This window comes from Falsiroseomonas algicola, assembly GCF_011040385.1.
Classification (GTDB): Bacteria; Pseudomonadota; Alphaproteobacteria; order Acetobacterales; family Acetobacteraceae; genus Falsiroseomonas; species Falsiroseomonas algicola.
The window spans coordinates 1-20307 of record NZ_JAAIKB010000026.1 but is presented as its reverse complement, the minus strand read 5'-3'; the positions used below and the strand labels follow the sequence as shown (position 1 = coordinate 20307).

At 66.0% G+C, this 20307-nt stretch carries 21 protein-coding genes and 2 pseudogenes; 9 read left to right on the top strand and 14 right to left on the bottom strand.

Translation table 11 applies throughout. The features are described 5' to 3' along the window. Positions 1-30 precede the first annotated feature (30 nt). The 3 genes from G3576_RS29530 to G3576_RS29520 form a co-directional block, all read right to left on the bottom strand. Positions 31-2811 carry a hypothetical protein gene (locus tag G3576_RS29530; RefSeq protein WP_164698076.1) on the bottom strand — a complete coding sequence of 927 codons (2781 nt, stop codon included), beginning with the start codon at positions 2809-2811 and terminating at the stop codon, positions 31-33. Next, positions 2808-3032 (bottom strand): helix-turn-helix transcriptional regulator, encoded by a 225-nt coding sequence (locus G3576_RS29525; protein ID WP_164698075.1) that lies wholly within the window; start codon positions 3030-3032, stop codon positions 2808-2810. The genes G3576_RS29530 and G3576_RS29525 overlap by 4 nt, the downstream gene beginning before the upstream one ends. Positions 3033-3103: 71 nt before the next feature. Next, on the bottom strand, positions 3104-3997 hold the full coding sequence (locus tag G3576_RS29520; RefSeq protein ID WP_164698074.1) for a hypothetical protein: 894 nt from the start codon (positions 3995-3997) through the stop codon (positions 3104-3106). 295 nt (positions 3998-4292) lie between these two features. Between G3576_RS29520 and G3576_RS29515 the strand changes: the two genes are divergently transcribed. Then, positions 4293-4802, top strand: coding sequence for a DUF2924 domain-containing protein (locus G3576_RS29515; RefSeq protein WP_164698073.1), 510 nt, complete (start codon positions 4293-4295; stop codon positions 4800-4802). Continuing rightward, positions 4799-6133, top strand: a complete 1335-nt coding sequence (locus G3576_RS29510) for a recombinase family protein (protein ID WP_207623102.1) — start codon at positions 4799-4801, stop codon at positions 6131-6133. Before G3576_RS29515 ends, G3576_RS29510 begins: the two co-directional genes overlap by 4 nt. 53 nt (positions 6134-6186) lie before the next feature. On the opposite strand, the gene G3576_RS29505 is transcribed toward G3576_RS29510, so the two are convergent. Continuing rightward, positions 6187-6909: an extensin-like domain-containing protein gene (locus G3576_RS29505; RefSeq protein WP_328730102.1), complete on the bottom strand. Its 723-nt coding sequence runs from the start codon at positions 6907-6909 to the stop codon at positions 6187-6189. A gap of 62 nt (positions 6910-6971) precedes the next feature. On the opposite strand from G3576_RS29505, the gene G3576_RS29500 reads away from it, so the two are divergent. Together G3576_RS29500 and G3576_RS29495 are read left to right on the top strand one after the other, a co-directional pair. Beyond that, positions 6972-7385: a hypothetical protein gene (locus tag G3576_RS29500; protein WP_164698072.1), complete on the top strand. Its 414-nt coding sequence runs from the start codon at positions 6972-6974 to the stop codon at positions 7383-7385. Further along, a complete protein-coding gene (locus tag G3576_RS29495) occupies positions 7382-7591 on the top strand; it encodes a hypothetical protein (protein WP_164698071.1) in 210 nt (69 codons plus the stop codon). The genes G3576_RS29500 and G3576_RS29495 overlap by 4 nt, the downstream gene beginning before the upstream one ends. A 21-nt stretch (positions 7592-7612) precedes the next feature. Here G3576_RS29495 and G3576_RS29490 read toward each other — a convergent pair whose 3' ends face one another. Continuing rightward, entirely contained in the window at positions 7613-7810 is a 198-nt protein-coding gene (locus G3576_RS29490) for a hypothetical protein (RefSeq protein WP_164698070.1), read from the bottom strand. Between the two features lie 243 nt (positions 7811-8053). Here G3576_RS29490 and G3576_RS29485 point away from each other — a divergent pair, with 243 nt between their 5' ends. From G3576_RS29485 to G3576_RS29470, 4 genes are all read left to right on the top strand, one after another. Beyond that, complete coding sequence (locus G3576_RS29485; protein WP_235952533.1) at positions 8054-8371, top strand: hypothetical protein; 318 nt, start codon at positions 8054-8056, stop codon at positions 8369-8371. A 67-nt stretch (positions 8372-8438) separates the two neighbouring features. After that, positions 8439-9341, top strand: a complete 903-nt coding sequence (locus G3576_RS29480) for a hypothetical protein (protein ID WP_164698069.1) — start codon at positions 8439-8441, stop codon at positions 9339-9341. Positions 9342-9559: 218 nt separating this feature from the next. Then, positions 9560-9889: a hypothetical protein gene (locus G3576_RS29475; protein ID WP_164698068.1), complete on the top strand. Its 330-nt coding sequence runs from the start codon at positions 9560-9562 to the stop codon at positions 9887-9889. After that, on the top strand, positions 9882-10994 hold the full coding sequence (locus G3576_RS29470; protein ID WP_164698067.1) for an ImmA/IrrE family metallo-endopeptidase: 1113 nt from the start codon (positions 9882-9884) through the stop codon (positions 10992-10994). Before G3576_RS29475 ends, G3576_RS29470 begins: the two co-directional genes overlap by 8 nt. Here G3576_RS29470 and G3576_RS29465 read toward each other — a convergent pair. From G3576_RS29465 to G3576_RS29430, 8 genes and pseudogenes are all read right to left on the bottom strand, one after another. Then, on the bottom strand, positions 10984-11862 hold the full coding sequence (locus G3576_RS29465; protein ID WP_164698066.1) for a flagellar protein FlhE: 879 nt from the start codon (positions 11860-11862) through the stop codon (positions 10984-10986). The genes G3576_RS29470 and G3576_RS29465 overlap by 11 nt on opposite strands. A gap of 62 nt (positions 11863-11924) precedes the next feature. Next, positions 11925-12980: a thymidylate synthase gene (locus G3576_RS29460; protein WP_164698065.1), complete on the bottom strand. Its 1056-nt coding sequence runs from the start codon at positions 12978-12980 to the stop codon at positions 11925-11927. Positions 12981-13522: 542 nt separating this feature from the next. Beyond that, positions 13523-14812 (bottom strand): cation:proton antiporter, encoded by a 1290-nt coding sequence (locus G3576_RS29455; RefSeq protein WP_235952532.1) that lies wholly within the window; start codon positions 14810-14812, stop codon positions 13523-13525. Positions 14813-15051: 239 nt separating this feature from the next. Further along, on the bottom strand, positions 15052-15228 hold the full coding sequence (locus G3576_RS29450; protein ID WP_164698063.1) for a hypothetical protein: 177 nt from the start codon (positions 15226-15228) through the stop codon (positions 15052-15054). Positions 15229-15798: 570 nt separating this feature from the next. Continuing rightward, positions 15799-16758 (bottom strand): tripartite tricarboxylate transporter substrate binding protein, encoded by a 960-nt coding sequence (locus G3576_RS29445; RefSeq protein ID WP_164698062.1) that lies wholly within the window; start codon positions 16756-16758, stop codon positions 15799-15801. Positions 16759-16857: 99 nt separating this feature from the next. Further along, positions 16858-17598 (bottom strand): maleate cis-trans isomerase family protein, encoded by a 741-nt coding sequence (locus tag G3576_RS29440; RefSeq protein WP_164698061.1) that lies wholly within the window; start codon positions 17596-17598, stop codon positions 16858-16860. A gap of 13 nt (positions 17599-17611) precedes the next feature. Next, a complete protein-coding gene (locus tag G3576_RS29435) occupies positions 17612-18454 on the bottom strand; it encodes a sugar phosphate isomerase/epimerase family protein (protein WP_164698060.1) in 843 nt (280 codons plus the stop codon). A 61-nt stretch (positions 18455-18515) separates the two neighbouring features. Then, positions 18516-19249, bottom strand: a pseudogene (locus G3576_RS29430) (transposase); the annotation flags it as partial. Between the two features lie 3 nt (positions 19250-19252). Here G3576_RS29430 and G3576_RS29425 point away from each other — a divergent pair. Next, positions 19253-20077 (top strand): annotated as a pseudogene (locus G3576_RS29425) (IS5 family transposase); the annotation flags it as partial. A 64-nt stretch (positions 20078-20141) separates the two neighbouring features. Here G3576_RS29425 and G3576_RS29420 read toward each other — a convergent pair. Next, positions 20142-20307: transposase (locus G3576_RS29420; RefSeq protein ID WP_164698059.1), on the bottom strand; the 166-nt coding region annotated here is incomplete at its 5' end.

The window sequence follows — 20307 nt, the reverse complement described above, 5'->3', positions numbered from 1 at the left end:
GCGCGCCGTAGTTCAGCGCGTGACGGCGCATCACTCCTTCTGTTCGAGCCGCCACGTCATCGTGCCCTCGAGGAAGCCGCAACGGACGATCCGCATGCCTTGGACGATGCGATCCTCGTGTTTCTTGATCCATTTGCCGAGCCTGCGCCCATTGACCGAGCCGTTATCGCCAGCCACGGCGAGCAGTGCTTCGCGGAAGTCGGGGTACAGGTACTCGACGCGGATGCCCATGCCGAACACCGCACCTGTCGACGCCGGCTGTGTGGCGCGCTCGATGATGGCGCGGGTCGAGGTGCGGGCGCTGCCGATCACCGAAGCCCAGTGGCTCAGGACGGTGATCTGGGCCTCCAGCTGCGGGTCTTCTTCCCGGAGTTCCTCCATCGTGCTGACCGGGTCAGCTAGGCCAAGCCACAGGAGCGCGCCGCGGACCCAGCCGCTCCAGGTCTCAAAGGATCCAAGCGCTGGCGGCTGATCCGGCCTGCCCGCGACGTGGTAGGCGCGCAAGACGGTGAGGGCCGCGGCGAGGTAGGTGTGGCGGTTCTCCCGAGCCGTCGTCATTGGGTTGCGATCGAATTCCCGCAGTTCGGGCCGCTCCACCTTTGGATTCAACGTGCAGATGATCGCGCGCCGCGTGAGGTCGCCAACCAGCACTAGATTGTTCCCGGTCGCGGTGATCAGGCCGTTTGCGGGCAGCTCCGGCGCCTCTGAGCGACCGAGGATGCGCGGTCGCACCTTGGCCTGCGTCAGCATGGAACACAGGAACTCGCTGTCGATGGGGTGCGCGCAGTTATCGATGGCGATGATGAGGTCACCGGCCAGCAGCAGGGCGCCGAGGCGCTTCTCTAATTCCTCCTCACTCTTGCCCTGGGAGATCACGCTGGCATCGCGGCCCGTGGCGATGATGCTCGCTAGGTCGACCAGGGTGGACTTCCCGGAGCCGGCGACCGGCGCCGTAAAGGCATGCAGCGGTGCTGTCGGGAGCGACCGCCGGATGCAGGCCGTAAGGATGACGGAGTACGCCACCGACCGGCTGGCCTCGTCGACGAAGGGGAACGTGCTCAGCAGCTCAGCGAGCGTCGCCAGTGCCTGCTCAGCCTGGGCCTTGCTCGGCTGGCGCGGGATCGCCGGAAAGCGCATCCCGCGGGCGTCATAAAGGAGGCCGGTCGCCGCATCGTAGCCTACCTGGTCCAGGATGCTGCCATCGCTGCGCAGCGTCGGCGCGTCCACGAGGCCGGTCAGTACCGGGAGACGCCGACGGCCGGTCCGCTGGATGTAGGCTTTGGCGACCCTGTTGGGTGCGTCGATGCGGACCCAGCTTTCCGAGCGGCCATCGAACTTCTCCCAGTCGGCATGCCGGGTCAGTTCTTCCACCAGCGACATCTCCTGCACCTCGGTGATCCGGAGGCTGGAGATCCCGCGCTGGTCGACGTCCACCTTGATGACGCCGGGCCGGACGATGTAGCTGCCGCGCTGATAGATCCCGGCGGCGGCCTTCACCAGCACCTGCTCCGCCTGATCGACGATCCGGGGCAGATCTCCGGCGAGGTACCGGATCAGCGGGCGCGGTGCCTTGCCCGACAGGTAGTAGGCCGGGTTCTCCAGATCCTCCGGCAGGAGCCACCGCTGCTCCAGCATGCGACGGAGCATGTATAGCCTGTCGCGGGTGACGCAGTGGTTGTGATGGCAGAAGTAGATGAAGCCCTTGCTGTCGCTCTCCGAGGCGTCGATGACGATGGTCGCGGTGTCGGCGTCGGTGCTGCTGTGCTCGTCGGCATTGACGCAGGTGAGGTGGTGCTTGACGCCGTCCACCACCTTGCCGAGGAACACGCCGGGCCTGCGCGCCTGAAGGGCACTGCGCAGCTGGAACTGCCCGCCGCCGCGGCTGGCCCAGGCCTGGAGCTCGACGATCTCGCCGGTATCCGGGTCCTGGAAGGTGACGCCGTCGCCCTCGGCACTGACCTGGACCCCCATGGCCTTCAGCAGCTTGGTATTGGCATCGGGCCGGAGCCGTCGTCGTCGAGCCTGGCCGGGACGGGGTGGTTGCGGTGGCGCCGGCAGCGCGAAGATGTCGCAGTGCTCGCCATCCAGGACGAGGTACTCGGGCGGCGGGCCGTCCGGCGGCCGGCGCGGCAGGTAGAAGAGCCGGGACGTGTCGGTGCAGGACTGGTCGTGGTTCAGGCTGAGGGCGGCCGCCAGCGCCTCAATGCGCTCCTTCCAGGCGGCGTTGGCCTGGGCCTGGCTGTCGTAGGCGGCGGCGAGCCACGCCCGGGCCAGCGGGATGATGACCCGGAACTTCGGGCAGGGCTGGTGTTCGAAGGTCACCTCCTCCGTGGTGGTACCGACGACCTTCGCGCCCTGGGTGATGTGCGGCAGGTAGCCCTTGCTGAGCAGGAAGGCGGCCGGCGCTGTCTCTGGATCACCATGGGTGGCCAGGAATTTGTCCCAGGCGCCGCGCTTGCTGCTGGTCCGCGGCGTCAGGTGGGAGTGGGTGGAGGTGATGATGGCGCGCCAGCCCTTGCCAGCGACGGCCTGGCGCAACTCCTCCAGCGTGTGGCCGACGTCGCTGTCGAGCAGCGCCACGTCGATCTGCTGTGCCTCGGTCTTCTTGCGGGCGGCACCGTGGAAGCGGGCGGGGACGATGCAAGACCCGCTCTTGGGGCCGACAGGGTGGCTGGTCATCAGCGTGACCAGGTCGGGCCAGGTGAGGGAGCGAACATCCTTCCAGGCTGCCTGGGTCTGATGGTCGCCGAAGGTGAAGCTATAGAGACGCGCCGCGTCGACGGCGCCCTCCGTGGCGGCGGCGTTGCTCATCGCAGGGCCTCCTGCAGGCGGGAGGCCTCGTAGGCGAGGACGTCCTCGATCCTGTACCGAACTGCGCCACCAATCAGCAGGTAGGGCGGACCCCGGCGCGTCTGGCGCCACTTCTCCAGCGTCCGGCCACTGACCTTCCAGCGTTCGGCGAGCTCGTGCTGCTTGAGATGGTGGCCACGCGACTGCTGCGCCCCGCCTTGATCGCTCCTGTCGTAATGCACGCTGATGCTCCCAAACCTGAGGTCTGGCAGCAGCGGAACGGCATTTCTGACGCGCGATCCAGCGGCGCGATTCAGCGATTCAATTTCTGAATCGCGGCATTGGATCGCGCCTTCAGCTGCGCGTACTCACGACCCAGCACTTTGCTGATCGTCTTCGACCGGGGTTTCGGATGTCCTTCGACCTTTTGCTCGATCCAGGCTGCAAGCCAGTCAGCTTCTTCGGAGACGCTCGTCAGCAGTTCGCCCGTTGCAGCTCGGTCGCGCATCTTTCGGGCGATGAACGGCAGCAGCGAGAATTTGCCCGGTTCCCTCAGTTTGGCGTCGGGGCTAGCGGCAACCCTGTCCAGGTATCGCTGGAGGATAGTCAGCAAGTCGTCATCGCTGAGATCTTCGACGGGCCGTGCTTCACTTCTTGGCGCTACGTCCGGCGGTGCCAGCGGCGTGGCTGTGCTCTGGGGCGGTGCCGGATCGGTGAACGGTTGGCATGCCACAACGACAGCGAGGTATCGGTCAGCGCCATCAACTACGATGCTTCTGAACGCGTCTATAGTGAAGTCTCCCGCTCGTGCGTGAGGGAGCGTGAAGCTGCCGGCGTCGACGCCCGCCCGGATGAGGAAGCCCCGCGCGAAGAGTGTTCGGTTCGACAGCCGCCAACGGAGATCATTTTCAAGCATCGAGTGGGCCCGCGCACACTGCGAGACGAGGGCGCGCTCGTTCGCTTCCCAGAGCGCCTGAAGTGCGGCGGCGTTCGCCAAGGTCGCAGAGCTGGGCGCCTCAACTTGAATTCGGCGCTCAAGGCGAAAATCGCCAAGGGCTCGCGACGCGTCGCTCCATGCGGCGACCAAGCGCGGGTGGCACCATTTCAGGAGGGCTGTGCCGATCGACAGGACCTCAGCTTCGGCTTGTCGCCCTTGCCCCCGCTCAGGCTTCCGTTTGGGCTGGGATGGGTCGATGGGCTGTTTCATTCCTCGGGCCCTGCGCAGCGGGGAGTCAATAACCGCAGCGTTGGCCGATTCGCTGCAACTCCTGGGCGCCGGTCGGCCGCCGGATGAGCAGAGCCGATTCATCCAGCGCGCCGGGCTTGCTCCACCTCCCGCCCCACCTCCGCGAGGTCTGCCAGATCCTGGCCGCGGGCCTGGTGCGGCTACGAAGCCGCACTGCCGAGGAGTTCGACCAGGATGCCGGGGGGCAGGGAGAGACTTCGCTACACTCCACCGCCCGGCAGAGCGTGTGTGTGACCCCCAAGACCAGGAGGTCCCGATGACGCGCCCCACCAGGGCAACCCAGGCGCCCGCAGCGCCACCCACGCCGGTCATCCCCGCCATCCCCCGCGACCAGGTGCTGAGCCGCCTGGCAGCCCTCCAGACGGCGCCGGCGGCGGAGCTGAAGGCGCAGTGGCGCGCGCTGTTCGGCAAGGAGCCGCCGCCCTTCAACCGGCCGTACCTCGTCAGCCGGCTTTCCTACCGTGTCCAGGAGCTGGCCTATGGCGGCCTGAAGCCCGAGACCCGGGCGCGGCTCGAGGCGCTGGGCGAGCAGCTCGATGGCGGCAACGTGGTGCTCCGCCGCATCCGCGCCGACAGCCGGCCGCTGCCGGGCACCAGGCTCATCCGGGAGCATGCCGGCGTCCAGCACGTGGTCACGGTCCGGGCGGACGACTTCGAATACGAGGGCCGGCCGTACCAGTCGCTGTCCGCCATCGCCCGGCACATCACCGGCACGCGCTGGAACGGCTGGACCTTCTTTGGTCTGAAGGGGAGGCAAGGGGTATGAGCCGCCGCAAGCTGCCGGACACCATGCCGTCGACGGTCACCAAGCGTCGCTGCGCCGTCTACGCCCGGAAATCCACGGATGAGGGGTTGGAGAAGGAATTCAACACCCTCGACGCCCAGCGCGATGCCTGCGAGGCGTACATCGCGAGCCAGCGTGCCGAGGGTTGGGTGCTGGTCCGGGACCACTACAACGATGGCGGCTTCTCCGGCGGCACACTGGAGCGGCCGGCCTTGCTGCGGCTGCTGCGCGACATCGAGCAGGGCCTGATCGACGTCATCGTGGTCTACAAGATCGACCGGCTGTCCCGGTCGCTGATGGACTTCGCGAAGCTGGTGGAGGTGATGGACGCGCATGGCGTGACCTTCGTGTCCGTCACGCAGAGCTTCAACACGACGACCAGCATGGGCCGGCTGACCCTAAACATCCTGCTGAGTTTCGCGCAGTTCGAGCGGGAAGTGATCGGCGAGCGGATCCGCGACAAATTCGCCGCCTCCCGCGCCCGCGGCATGTGGATGGGCGGCAAGGTGCCGCTCGGCTACGACGTGGTGGCCAGGAAGCTGGTGGTGAACCAGGCCGAGGCGGCCAGGGTCCGGCGGGTGTTCGAGCTCTTCGTCGAGACTGGGTCCGGGGTGGAGACGGTGCGCCGGCTGCGGGAGGAGGCGGTGACGGCGAAATCTGGCCGGCCGCTGAACAAGGGTGACGTCTACAAGATTCTGCACAACCGGACCTACGTCGGCGAGGCCACGCACAAGGGCAACGTCTATCCTGGCGAGCACGAGGCCATCGTATCCCGGGCGCTTTGGGACCGGGCGCATGCCATCCTCCAGACCAGCCCGCGGACACGCGCTGCGCAGAACCGCCAGCATGCCCCGGCGCTGCTGAAGGGTCTGATCTACGGCCTGGATGGGCGGGCGCTGTCGCCGACGCACTGCCGGCGGAATGGCCGGCTCTACCGCTACTACGTGGCGCAGCAGGTGCTGAAGGCCGAGCCCGACGCCGGCAGCGCCCTGGTCCGGCGGGTATCGGCGGCGCAGATCGAGACGGCAGTGGTGGACCAAGTCCGGACGCTGCTGCGGCAGCCGGAGATCGTGGTCGGCACCTGGATGGCGGCCAGGGCCGACGCGCCGGAGATCACGGAGCGCGACGTCCGGGAGGCGCTGGAGCGGCTGGAGCCGGTGTGGGGCGAGCTGTTCCCGGTGGAGCAGGCACGGGTGGTCCGAGCACTGGTGGACCGGGTGGTGGTTGGGCCGGCGGGCGCTGACATCAGGCTGCGGGTGGAGGGGCTGGCCGGCCTGGTCAGGGACCTCGGTAGGGTGAGGGCGGCGGCATGAAGGGGTCGCTCGCTGACCGACGCGTTGGAGCGTTCAGCCCTGTCGCCATGGCATCACCGGCAAACGGTCGACGGACCCATGTCAAAGTGGAAGTGGTCGGCGTGCGCTGCATTGTAGTCTGGGCTGAGGACGGCCCGAAACCATCGGCACGCGCCGTCGCGGATAGCTCGGAGGAACGCTGCCTCAGCGTCGTCGCCATGCCAATCGCGAACCAGTCGAACTTCGCGACCATCGCCGAGGAGAAGTGCGGCGATGTCGATCGCGTTGGCGGTCGCGTGTTGGCTGCGCCGACCAGCTGCGGCGCTGTTCACATTTCGACAGCTGTACGTGCCGAGATGGCGGACACCGACGACTTCTGTTCCGAGGTGCTGCCTTGCGGCAGGCTGAAGGGAATGGCGCTCGAACAATGCCCAGGCCGCGGCGACGCGACAGGTGACTGTGGGACCACGCGGCGTGACCCGGACGCTACTCGGAAGCAGCACGGCGTTCTCAATCCCACACGATACATCGGAAGGTCGGTCTGGAACCCGGGTAAGCAACATGCCCGAAGCGGCAAAGGCGGCAAAGCATGCCTCCGGTTCGCGGGCGAGCCGCGAGACCTTGACGCGCGTCATCAGGCCCGGCTCGGCCCGAAGATCAAGTGGCACGGCAGGATCCCACTCGGGGGGCAGATTCCGATAGGCGATGATCCCTATGACGATCAGGAGGGAGATGATGAACAGCGGGCGCACGGCGCGGATGTGGCGCTGCGGCTCGGTGTACCAACGCGAGGGCACGAAGTTCTGACAACGCGTCAGTTGCCGCAGAGAATTCGACCAGTGATGCGGAGGAGGATGGCATGAGCGGCGCGCCGTACATGACGGTCCGGGTGCCGCTGACCATCCGGCATCGGCCTGGGCGCAAGACGGTGGTGACGCCGGTGCTGCCGGGAGCCCTGCCGCTCACCGCCACCAGGGCCGATCCGGCGCTGGTGAAGGCCTTGGCCAGGGCGTTTCGGTACCAGCGACTGCTGGACGAGGGGCGCTACGGGTCCATCAGCGAGATGGCGGCGGCGGAGGAGATCGAGCGGGGGTACCTGGGCTCGCTGCTGCGGCTGACGCTCCTGGCGCCGGCGATCGTGGAGGCGCTGCTGGACGGGCAGGAGCAGAGCCTGAGCCTGCCGCGATTGCTGGAGCCGTTTCCAACATCGTGGACCGAGCAGGAAGCGTTGTTCGGTCGAGGACCATCACCCCGACAAGGAGCACATCAATGAAGCGCATCACCTTCACGATGGACGAGCGTGGGCTCATCCACCGCATCTGCGCGGACGAGGAAGTCGAGGTCTACATCGTCGGCCCGCATGTGCCGAAGGATCGGGTGTATCGGTGGAGCTCGCTGCGGGTGGGGCCGGCGCAGGTCGATGAGGAGATCGGCGGCTGGCCGATCGGGGACAGGCACTACATGCCGGCCGTGAACTGACCACGCCCTGCGTTCTGACGCTCAGCCGTGCCGTCCAAGCACACGGGCCAGCACCATGAGTACGATGCCGCCGGCGATCAGCCCGTAGGTCTCGGGCTGTTCCACGGCCATCTCCATGGCGGCTGTTGGCAGCCACAGCAGCGCATCCCAGCCGAACACAAGGGCTGCGATCCCCAACGTAATCAGCAGGCTGCCCGCCGACCAAAGTAGTCTCGCCAATCGCTGTAGGCCTCCTCGCTCTGGCTGCCACCCGGCGGTGCCAACGCTGCAACGGTCGACGTGTTCCTAGATACAGTGGCCGGTCAACTTGCGCCGTGGCCGGCATCGGCGGGCTCATCCGCGACCTCACCGCCATCTCGCCGGATGCGCTGAGGTAGGCAGCATGAGTTCGGCGACCAGCATCACGGTCCGAGTGCCGCCGCGATGCGGCACCGCCCCGGCAGGAAGACCGTGGTTACACCGATGACTAACGGCGTGGCGCCGGTCGCTACGCGGGCCGACCCGGCGCTGGTGAAGGCATTGGCCAGGGGGTTTCGGTATCAGCGCCTGTTGGACGAGGGCCGATACGCGTCGATCAGCGAGATGGCAGAGACCGAGCGAATCGAGCGGGGCTACCTGGGCAGCCTGCTGCGACTGACCCTCCTGGCACCCGACCTCGTAACCAACGCTCTGGACGGTCGGCATATGCCCTCGGTCGCCCTGGCCGCCCTGTTGGAACCATTCCCCCTATGCTGGCGCAGCCAGGGCGAATTGTTCGGCAATGACCGGACGGGAAAGTAACGGCCGCGGCCACATGGCCATTATGCGAAGGCACAGTCCGTGGCATCTTCGGGGCGTGACAGGCCCCGTGATCGACACCCGGATTCTCAATAGCCCCTTCGCGGAACCGTCCCGCCATTGGGAGCTCGACGAGAACGGCATCCCCACTGGCACACCGGCCTCCGGCCGGCGGCGCAGCGAATTCATCGTCCCCGTCCCCCCGCCGAAGCACAAGGTGAAGGCCCAGGCTAACCTCCAGAAAGCTGGCGTGCAGAACACGAAGAAGGATGAGCGCCTGACCTTCGCCACGCTGCGCCCCTGGCCTGGCGGCAGCCGCGTCTCGGCCGAGGGCGAATACGAGGAAGCCGGCGTGAAGAAGCGCGCCGCCATCGTCATCGGCCCCGAATACGGCACCGTCGGCCCGGACCTGGTGCGCGAGGCCGCGCGCGAATGCCGCGACTGGGCGGATGCCATGGTCGTGTGCGGCTTCGCCTTCGACCCGCAGGTGGGCGACAGCACCATGAACCTCGGGCGCCTGGTGGTGCTGAAAGCGCGCATGAGCCAGGAGCTGCGCGCCGCCGAAGCCTACAAGGCCGGCGGCGGCAACCTGTTCGTGGTGTTCGGCGAGCCGGATATCGCGCTCGACCAGGCCGATGGCGCATGCGTCGTGCGCCTGAAGGGCGTGGACATCTTCGACCCCACCACGGGCGAGGTCCGGTCCTCCGGCCGTGTCGAGGACGATGTGGCCTGCTGGTTCGTGGACACGGACTATGACGGCGACAGCTTCTTCGTCCGCCACGCCTATTTCCTCGGCGGCAAGGACCCCTTCGAGAAGCTGAAGACCGCACTGAAGGCCGAAGTGGACGAGGACGCCTGGGCGAGCCTCTACCGCACGGAAAGTCGCCATTTTGCTAAGCCGAAGTCGGGACGGATCGCGGTGAAGGTGATGAACCACTACGGCGATGAGGCGATGAGGGTGTTCAAGATCTGACGATGACGATCCTCGTGGCCCGCAGGTTCTCTGCCGGATTCGCCCCTGTATCGCTTGCTTCCGTCTGCGAAGGGCTGCCTGACCGGCAGCGCAGCGGGCGGGGCTCGCGCGGTCGGCGATGTTACAATTCCTGCCATTGAGAGGTCACGAACGGTGCGCCTAGGCTCGCAAGCCGACACGCCGTCTGGCTCGGATGGCCCCCTGCCATGATAAGTGGCATGGAGGTCGCATTCCGGACCAAGACGCTGCGGAGTCTGTGCGAGAACGAGGAGCTTATGGAGGAGAGATTCGGTCCGGAGATAACCAAGGCGCTGATGCGGCGCTTGGCCGATCTGCGTGCATCGACCTCCCTCTCCGATCTCGTCCTTGGCGACCCTCGGGACGTTCCAGGGACCAATGGTCGGTCCAAGACGATTGAGATCGCGTCCGGCCACCGTCTGGTCGTTCGCGCCAACCATGCGAAGAACCCCACGTTGAGTGACGGTACGACTGACTGGCGAAGGGTCAGCCACGTTCAGGTTATGTCGATCGAGGTACCCCATGCCTGAATCTGGGACATTTGAGCCGAACTGGGTCTCGCCACCTGGCGATACGATCGCGGAGTTGCTGGCCCATCGATCGCTATCTCTCGTCGATTTTGCGGAGCGTATCGGCACGCCGGTCGCTACGGCCGACGAACTGGCACGGGGGCTTGTTCAAATAGATCGGCCGCTGGCGGAGCGCCTCGAGCGCGCACTTGGTCCATCCGCAACGTTCTGGATCAACCGTGAGGCCCAGTACCGCGCCGACGTAGCCAGGCTGGGCTCTCGCGCGACTGCGGCTGCAGACAAGGCATGGATACAGGGGCTACCGACACGCGATATGGCTGCGTTCGGATGGATCCGCGCCACAGAGACGTTTGCTGACAAGCTGGCGGAATGCCTCCGGTTCTTCGCGGTGCCGAACGTCGATGCTTGGCATCGGCAGTATGGCGGTGCGGCTGCAGTCGCGGCTTTTCGCATGTCATCCGCGTTCGAGTCCCGCCCGGGTGCGGTCAGCACTTGGCTCCGTTGGGCAGAGATTGTAAGCGGCCGCGCCGAATGTCGCCCATGGGCACCTGAGAAGTTCCGCGCCAAGCTGGACGAAATCAGGCGCATGACGTGGGTCAAGGATCCCTCGGTTTTCCTTCCGAAGCTGCGGAAAATCTGCGCTGATTGCGGCGTTGCCGTTGTTGTCGCCCGAACTCCAAACGGCTGCCCGGCGAGTGGGGCAACCCGCTTCTTGACGCCTGACAAGGCGTTGATGGTTCTGAGCTTTCGCTATCGGACCGACGACCAGTTTTGGTTCACCTTTTTTCATGAGGCAGGTCACCTGCTTCTGCACGGAAAGGACGCTCTTTTCCTGGAGGACGGGAGCGACGTCACCTCACCGGAGGAGGCTGAAGCGAATGAGTTCGCCGCGCGGCTGCTAATCCCCGATGCACTCCTGACAGAGTTCCGTGCGCTCCGCCCGTTGCCGAAGGACATCTTCGATTTCGCGCGGAGAGCAGAGGTCGCGCCAGGTATGATCGTGGGCCAGTTACAGCATCACAATCGCTTAGGGAAGGATCGATTGAATTATCTAAAGAGGCGATACTCTTGGGATGCAATCCTCTCCGATAGCGCTACCCCTTAAACGAAATAAATTTCCCTGGGCTTTTTTGCCAATTACAAATGGCATCTTCAAGCGTTTGCATACCCACTTGCAGGTGATCGTCTAGGGTCAGCAAGCTCTGGTCGAGAATTTTCCCGCTGAGTGCGGAGTGTGCATTACCGGTGAATAGTAGCCGAGCACCACGCAGTGGCCCAGTGGCCTCACCTAGATAGGCTGATCCTGGGTCGATGGGCGCGATCCCAAGCTTACCCAACATCGTGAGGTAATCGAACTTCCCCAGCCTGCCGAAGCGGCTGACTGCATTCATTTGAACATACAGGTGATTGAAGACTTCCTTCGGATTCTGTCCGACCAGCTTGTGGGCGTCCCTGATCAGGTCCTGGTGGGTGCGTGGTGGCCGAACCCACTGAACGTAGGAATCGAACACAGCCGCGGTTCCGGCTGCCGACGACGCCTTCAGGCTCTCATACTTTCGGTGATTGCTGAACCGGCGTGAGACGCCGTCACCACCTGACAGGCGTCTCTCGTGAGCAGTTAACCAAACCCGGAATGCAGCGGGGTTCGCGCTAATCGTTTTCCAGTCCCACAATCCGGGTCCGCCTAGTTTGCCGTAGACGTCGCGGGCCAGGCGCCAGCCATCTCGCGCATGCTTTCCAAAGTGCGTGGCGATGAACGTCAGCCAATACGCCTCGTCGGTCTCACCGCGCCGAAGCCGCAAAGCTGCGGCCCTCAACGGGTCAAATAAGTCAGAATGTGGATCCATCCGGCGCGGGTCGTGAAGGTTGTCCCGAACCCAGTGGACAAATTCGATGCGCCGCAGGCTCTCGACGAGCTGTTCAACAAGGCAGTCGAGGTGCCCCGGCGGGTGGATGCCCGGCAGTTGCTGCACTTGCGCGTCAATCCTCTGCAATTCTGCTGAAAGACGCAGACCGCGTTGACGCTCCCCAGGCTTCACGGCACTGCCACCAGCTTGTTGCTGCCTCCATCTATGATCCCTGGAAGGCCTTTCTGAGGCTCGTCCGAAGCTGCTGTTAGGGCCTGGGCCTTGCGACGAATGAATGAAGCGTAGGCGCCGCTATGCATTGCTTTCTGCTCCTCCACGATCCCGCGACGGTTCTTTGCATTAATCAAAGCGAAAATGCGGAGAAGTCGCGCCAGGTCAACCCAGTACGGATCAACACCATCTGCCTCAAGCGGGGACAGGCGCCCCTTTCTGATCGCCTCTTCGTTTACTCGTAACCAGTCAATAGCGGGCCATGGATCACCGATCGGCATCGCGGGCATTTCGGTCCGGGACTGCCAACCCTCCGCCAGGAAATCGCGCGCCCTGCGTTCATCTTGATCATAGAGATGAAGGCTACCCACGGAGTGTGTATAAGTTCCGAGCTCTAAACCCACGTCACGCGCCACGATTTCCTGCATGAACGTAAATGCGAATACGTCGTGCGGCAGACCGATGTAGGCATCGTTTGATCGCATGTGAACAACCATATGCAACCTTCCGCTCCTTGGAAGGAACTGGAGGGTACAGGTGCAGGGCACATCTGAAGAATTTTTGAACAGGTCAAGTTTATCGTAAATTTGAATCACTGCTTGTCGAGTATCGGATTTTCCATCCGGATCAGCCAATTTCCGTCGAATCAACTGTATGGCCGCATTCATCTGGCTTTTATTGGCGGTGCCGAAAATGCGAGGTCCGTAACCGCCGCTCGCGAGTCTTGCGCCTTTCTTTGCCCCCGAGAGCTCCCGATATTTTTTTATGTAGTATGTGATGTGATCGAGAGAATTGGATCCGGAGAGATACCATAGAGTTTCGCCGAGGCAGCTAAACAAGACTGCTCGATTCTCTGTTCTGCTGAAGCGAGCACGAGGGTTTCGGATCTTCAAAATCGCACCGACGATTTCGCGCGCCAAACCCTTTCCCGAGCTCGTGCGCGACTTGCTGCTCAAAAGGCGGGTGAATGCCTGACGAAGAGCGTCATCAAGCGTGTCGGCACTGATGAACATTCGCTCCGATTCGCTAACCGCACAGCGCGATCAACCTACCGGCGAATGCACTACTGACCAAGGTCTCGTTCCGGGTGTCTACCGCCCAGGCGATGTCACGAGCGCCTCCAAGCGGGAAGGCGGGCCGGTAGATTGGCCTTCTCCCGGGCACCAAGCTTGTAGGTGAGCAACGAACTTCGTGCTCCAGTTCCCTTTGCCAGGCGGTCGACTTGTTGAAGCAGTCTAAGCTTGTCGCAAAGGAAAATCAGCAATATCAATGTTATAAAGCTTGAGGGTTAAATCGGGCTACCCTCAAGATCCGGAGAGTCTCCGGCGTCCGAAGAGCCGTTCGGGCCGTTCGTTCCGGCCCCGACCCATCAACCCTCATACAAAAATCCTATGCAGACAGGCGCCTTTGCGCGGTCTGACGAAGGGTGGAGAGAGTTTGTGGGAGGTCCAACTGGATCGATCCGGCCCATCCGCTGGAGGAGTACGACGCTTCGATCCTGTGCGCCGTTGGGATGCCCGATTAACCGGAAGGCAGCGGCGCCGGGCAGCGGCCGTTACCGAGCCCCGGGTCCCTGAAGCCCGGGCGGCGGCGTCCCGTCCTCCGCATCCGGATCGCGGCCCTGCTGGCGATCGAGCGCCCGCATGATCGGCGTGACTGTCAGCCCGTGCAGGAGGATCGACATCAGGACGACCAGTCCGACCAGGCCCCATAGCCGCTCCGAGGCCCCCACCTCCATGCGGTTGAGACCGTAGGCGAGGTAGTAGAATGAGCCGACGCCACGGATGCCGAAGAAGGCGAGCGTCAGCGTCTCGCTCCGGCTGGCCCCGAAAGCGAGCAGACCGACAAGGCCGGTCACGGGGCGGATCACCAGCAGGATCGCGGCGGCGACGCCGACATCGGTCCAGGTGACCGGTGCAAGCAGCCCGCGGACGAGCGCGCCGCCGAAGAGCAGGAGCAGCAGCATCATCGCGATGCGTTCGATCTGCTCCGTGATCTCGTGCATCTCGAGATGGAAATCGTGGTCGCGGTGGGAGGCGCGGAAGGTCAGCGCCGTGACGAAGACGGCCAGGAAGCCGTAGCAGTGCATGATCTCCGTCAGCCCGTAGGACACCAGCGTTGCCGACAGCGCGATCAGCCCGTCGCCGGTCTTCGCCAGCTTGGTGGCGGCGGGAACGTGGAAGGTGAGCCAGCCGAAGGCGCGCCCGATCAGCCAGCCGGCCGCAATGCCAGCGCCAACCTCCCACAGCACGCGGTAGGTGAACCAATCGACGAGCCAATTCTCCCCCGTGGCGGTCACCGCGGCCAGGGCGATGGCCAGGTGGACGAAGGGGAAGGCGAGCCCGTCATTCAGCCCGGCCTCCGAGGTGAGGCCGAAGCGCACCTCGTCCTCCTCGCCGGTCTTGGGCGGGCCGACCTGAACGTCGGCCGCGAGAACCGGGTCAGTCGGCGCCAGGCTGGCGGCAAGCAGCAGGGCGATCGCCCAGGGCAGGCCCTGGCCCCAGCCGAGCAGGAGGGTGATGGCCGCGATGCCGAGCGGCATCGTCACGCCCAGCAGGCGCCAGGTCACCGACCACCGGCGCCAGTCGAAAATCCGGTCGAGCTTCAGGCCTGCGCCCATCAGCGCGATAATCACGACGAATTCGGTGAAGCGTTCGGCGATCTCGGGATGGTCGAGCGGCAGGGGACTGATCGTGACCTGCGGCAGGGAGAACACCGCGGCGCCGAGCGCAATGCAGACAATGGGCAGGGAAAGCGGGAGGCGCGTCAGCACCATGGGGAGCCACGCGACCAGCGCGACGAGGATACCGAAGCCTGTCAGGGCGAGGATGTAGGGATCCGGCAACCAGGCCTGCTCTGTCATCCAGGCCTAACGGCAGGTCACTATCAATGTTCCGGCACGCGGTTGGGCGAAGTCCCGGCCGTGGAGAGGGCGGCTCCGGCGATGCGATCGTGCCCCGGTTGCCGGAAGACGATGGTGCGGAGAGCGCCGGCAATAGCCTGCCGACGACGGATGGCGCCACGGCATGGCCGCCATTGCCGACGGGCGGCCTAGGCGAAGCCCTTGCTTACCAATCCGCCTGCTTACCGATCTCCATGCTTGCGGCTGGCCTGCATGGCCTTGTTCACGCCCCCCTGCTTGAGGTCACCGCTGTTCTTCGACCCCGCACGGGCGTCCTTCGGGTTGGTCTTGCCCGCGGCAGCGTTGTTGCCGCCCTGGGGAGCACGGCCGGCGGCGGGGAGGGGAGGGAGCTTGGCCATGCTGCTGGTGTCCTTTCGGGACGGCGCCGCTGATGTCCAGCGTGCGGGAAATGCGAAGTAGCGACCGGGTAGCGGTGGAAACCGCGAACTCCCGGCGTGGGTCGGCGCAGCAAATCCAAGGCAGATCAACGTTGTAAGGCTTGTGGGGTAAATCGGGCTACCCTCAAGGTCCGGAGAGTCTCCGGGGTCGAGAGAGCTGTTCGGGCCGTTCGTTCCGGCCTCGACCCATCAACCCTCGTGCAAGAACCCTGGCCAGACAGGCGCTTCCGCGCGGTCTGCACAGCGGTGGAGAGGGTTTGCCGGAAGTCCGACTGGAGCAGCGGTGGGAACCAAGAACACAACTCTCTCTGGGGCGTAGCTCCTGGCGGAGAGCTCGAGATTCGAAGCCGAGGTACGCCCCAACGGATCAACATCGAGAGAGGCTACTCTCCGGGTGCCGCAAGGGGTGCCACTTTTTTGATTGGCTTGACGCGGATGGGGGCCACCACCTGGGGCACGACGCACGCATCCACGCATGTACGGGCGCTGCCACAACGTGTGGTAGCCGCACGGAGTAGGTGGCGCGGCCAGTTACCCCGTCCGACCCACGAGGCCCTCCGCCGCCGCGGCGTCCCAGCGCGCGGCATCCGCTGCCAGAAAAGCGCGCGCGTCCTCCGGCCCACGCAAATCCGCTTCCAGCCCCAGCGCATCCAGGCGCGCACGCAGCGCGGGGTCGGTGAAGGCCGCACCCAGCGCCGCATGCAGCCGCGCCATCACCGCCGCGGGCAGCCCGGCGGGGCCGAGTAGCGCGCCCCAGCCGGCAACCTCGTAGCCGGCGAAGCCAGATTCGGCGACCGTCGGCACATCCGGCAGCGCTGGCGAGCGCGCCGCGCCGGTCACCGCCAGCAGACGCAGACGGCCGCCCGGCAGCAGCGGCAGCGCCGTCGCCGTGGAGGTGAAACCGACCGGCAGGTGGCCTGCCATCAGGTCCGTCATCATCGGCGCACCGCCGCGATACATCGCCTCCTCCAGCCGAACGCCGGCGCGACGGGCGAGGTCCTGGCCAGCGAAGGAGGTCAGCGCCTCGGTCGCGCCAATGGTGATCGGTTGCGGCGCCGCGCGCGCCGCAGCGAGGAAGCTGGCAAGGTCGGTGAAGGGCGAGGCGGCGCCGGTCGCCAACGCCATCACCTGCCGCGAGAGGATCGCAACCGCCGCGAAGTCCCGCAACGGGTCATAGGTCAGCGTCACTTGGTGGCGGTTGATGTTGTGGGTGGAGGAGGCGATCAGCAGCGTGTGCCCATCGGCCGCAGCCCGCGCCACGGCCTCCGTCGCGATGGCGCCGTTGGCGCCGGCGCGGTTCTCCACGACGAGCGGTTGCGGCAGGTGCGGGCGCAGGGCTTCGGCCACTGCGCGGCCTACCAGATCCGTGCTGCCGCCGGCCGGGAAGCCGATGATCAGGCGGATCGGCCGCGTCGGCCAGGATTGCGCGCGCGCAGGGGCAGCGAGTGCGGCGAGCGGCAAGGCGAGGGCGGCGCGGCGCGAGGGCGACATCGGTGTTTTCTCCGGTATGCAAGAGTGAATAGCACGGATGGTCTCGGACGCGGAACGGGTTACCTCGCTGAGACGCGGAACGCGTCTCCTCAGCGCGGCTCAGCCGGGCCGGTCGCGCAGCAGCCGCCCCGCGCCCTGAATGCGGTTGCCCATCCCGAACAGCCGCAGCAGCGCCCACATACCCGCTTGGTTGGTCGAGACCATCGGCTTGCGGATCCGCGCCTCGATCTCCTCGGCCAGGGCGAGGCACGGCATGTTGCCGCCGGGCATGAGCAGCGCCTGCGCATCTGGGTGATCGGCTCGCAAGGCGAGGTCGATCACCGCCGCACGCTCCATCTCCGCGATGGCGAAGTTGTCCCGCAACTCGCCGAAGGCGCTGCGAAGGACGGTGATGCCGCACGCGGTCAGATAGCGCAGGCTGGCCTCGCCGATCTCCGCGGGGAAGGGCGCGGCGAAGCAGATGCGGCTCGCGCCGAGGGCAGCCAACGCATCCAGCACGGTGGCGGCGGCGGTAAGGGACGGCGCGTCTGCCCACTCTGCCATTTCGCGCTGGATCGCGGCATCCCAGTCGCGGCCCATCCAGTAGCTTGTCGCGGTCTGGCACAGCAGCACCGCGTGCACGCGCGCGTCGCGCAGGCTGGCGACCGCGCGCCGCATATCGGCCGCTTGCTGCCCCATGCCGTCTGCATCCAGCCGCGTCAGGGTGAGGCGCGCGAAATGGAATGACAGGTCGCGCGGCATCCAGGCCGGGTACTCGCGCTCGATCGAGGTGTTGGACGAGGGGATGAGCATGCCAACACGACGCCAGTTGGAACCCGTTGTGCCGTCGTTCTGCGTCATCCTGCTGGCTCCTTCACGGTGCGGCGGCCGGGCTCGTCAGCGCGAGCCAATCGCGTGTAGCGCGGTCGAGCAAGCCGTCGGCGTCCGGCCGGCCCATTGGTTCCCAGAACACCTCATACTCCACCGCGCCAGCGTACTCGGCCGCGTCGAGGTCGCGGAGGAACAAGGCAAGGTCGGATGGGCCGGCGGACAGTTCCGCGCGCACCGGCGGCGTGCCATCTGCGGGAACGCCCAGGCCGCAGACTTGCGCGACGAGGACGTCCGTCTCCGCGACCGCGGCTGGCAGGTCGGCGTCCCACCAGGAATGGTAGAGGTCGAGGGTCAGGCCCACGCCCGGATGCCGTGCTGCAAGGGCGCGCACGTGGGAGATCTGGTTGATACAGCCCTTCGTGCCGACGGCGAGCGGGTGCATCGGTTCCAGCGCCAGGCGGACGCCGGTGGCGCGGGCGTGTTCGGCGAGGCGGGCCAAACCCTCCGCCGCGCGACGCCAGGCCTCACGTAGCGGCGGCGCTTCGCCGCCGGGAGCCGCGGCGTGCAGCGTACCGCCGAGGATGACGTTGACGGGCGCATCCAGCGCGGCGGCGGCGTCGAGCAGTTTCACGTCGAGTGCGGCCTGTGCGGCGACGGCGGCCGGATCGATGTGCAGCACGTAGCCGGCGCTGTTCAGGGAGGTGGCGCGAAGGTCGTGATCGCGCAGCAGGCGCGCCAGTGCCTCAGGGTCCAGGTTCTCCACCGCGCGCGCGGTGAGGCCGATGCCGCCGATCCCGCGCGCCGCTAGCATCGCGCAGAAGCGCGCCACCGGCAGGTCGGGCGGCGCAGCGTAGAGACTGACCGCGAAGCGTCGCAGCCGATCCACCGCGGCGCCTCCGAACAAGCGTTTCACTGCGCGGCGTGCGTCAGTGTCCGTCGTGCGCGAATTAGGATGGGATCGTCCACCGTGCTGCCACCAGGACGGGGTTTGTCTCTCTCTTGCTCGGTTTACCATCGAGAACTCCAGTCGCCCCGGTTGCGTGAACCGGTCGTGTCCCAACACGTCGTGAAGACCTTGCGATCCTTGGCAGGTTCAGCAGCCGCGTCATCCGGCTGAGGGGGGGCAGACTAACGACGGGATTGTCGCTCACGGATCCGATTGTTTCCAGGGTCATATAGCGGGCGCGCTGTGTGGGCCATTCGTCGAACTGCTCGAGGAGGATGGCGCCGACGAGGCGGACGACGGCGGCTTCGTTCGGGAATATGCCGACGACATCGGTGCGGTGCTTGATTTCGCCGTTGTGGCGCTCGATCAGGTTGGCACGAGAAGGATAAGCAACAATCGCTGGAGGAGTCTTGTCCATCTCATCCGTGCTCCGGATCTTGGCGCGATGCTGTCGCGGGAAGTCCATGTAGGCCAGGACATCATGCTCGGCGGCGTCCATCAATTCGGCCAATTTGGGCACATTCGGGTGGAACTGGTCGGCGGCGCGGCGCCACTGGGCATGGGCGGAGGTGCATCGGCCTCGGAGGCGCCGATCGCCATGCCGAGCCCCTCGCGCCGGCCATCGCCGTTGACGCCGACCAAGATGGTGACGGCGACAGGCACGATGCGCCCGGCCTCGCGGACCTTCACATAGGTGGCGTCGAGCCACAGGTAGGGCCAACCGCTCTCGATGGGCGGGACATGCTGTTCGGCTGGTTCATCGGGCTGTCGATGGACGTCCCGGACTGGGACGTGACGGTGTTCACCAAGAACCGGGACCGGCTGCTGCGGGGCGAGGTGGCGAGCAAGTTCTTCGCGGCCGTGCTGGCGGACCCGCAGGTGAAGCCGCCGCTGTCGTTGGAGCTTTTCTCCGTGGATGGCACGCTGATCGAGGCCTGGGCGTCGATGAAGAGCTCCCGGCTGAAGGACGGCTCGGGCGCGCCGCCCGGGCCAGGCCGGAACCGCGGGCGTGACTTCCGCAGCGAGAAGCGCAGCAACGAGACCCACGCCTCGAAGATCGATCCCGATGCGCGGCTGGCGCGGAAGTCGAACGGGCAGGCCTCGAAGCTCTGCTATGCCGGGCATGTGGTGATGGAGAACCGGCACGGCCTGGTGGTGGCGGCCACCACAACACGGGCGACCGGCACCGCCGATCGGGATGCGGGCAAGACCATGATGGCGGGGCTGGATCGCGCGCCGCGCAGCACGCTGGGCGCGGACAAGAACTACGACACCAGGAATTTCGTGGAGGCTCTGCGCGACCTTGGGGTAACGCCGCATGTGGCGCAGCACACGAACGGCCGCCGCTCGGCGGTTGCCGGGCAAAACACCCGCCACCCCGGCTACGCGGCCAGCCAGCGCATCCGCAAGCGGATCGAGGAGGTGTTCGGCTGGGGCAAGGAGATCGGCAGCATGCGCCGCACTCTCCGGCGCGGCCTGGAGCGTGTCGGATGGAGCTTCACGCTGCGGGTGGCGGCCTACCACCCGATCCGCCTACTGAAGCTGCTGGCAGCGCCTGCCTGACGGCCGCCAGATCGAGCGCAAAGACGGTAAACTGCGACGGCCAGCCGCCACAAACTCAGAGCGCCTAACAGAACCTGTTGATTTGGTTGAGGCAGACGAGGGCGGCGGCTAGGGTCACGAAGGCGAGGTGGATGTCTTCGCGGCGTTCGTATTGGACGACGAGGCGGCGGAAGCGGGCCATCCACGCGAGGGTGCGTTCGACGACCCAGCGATGGCGGCCAAGCCGCTTG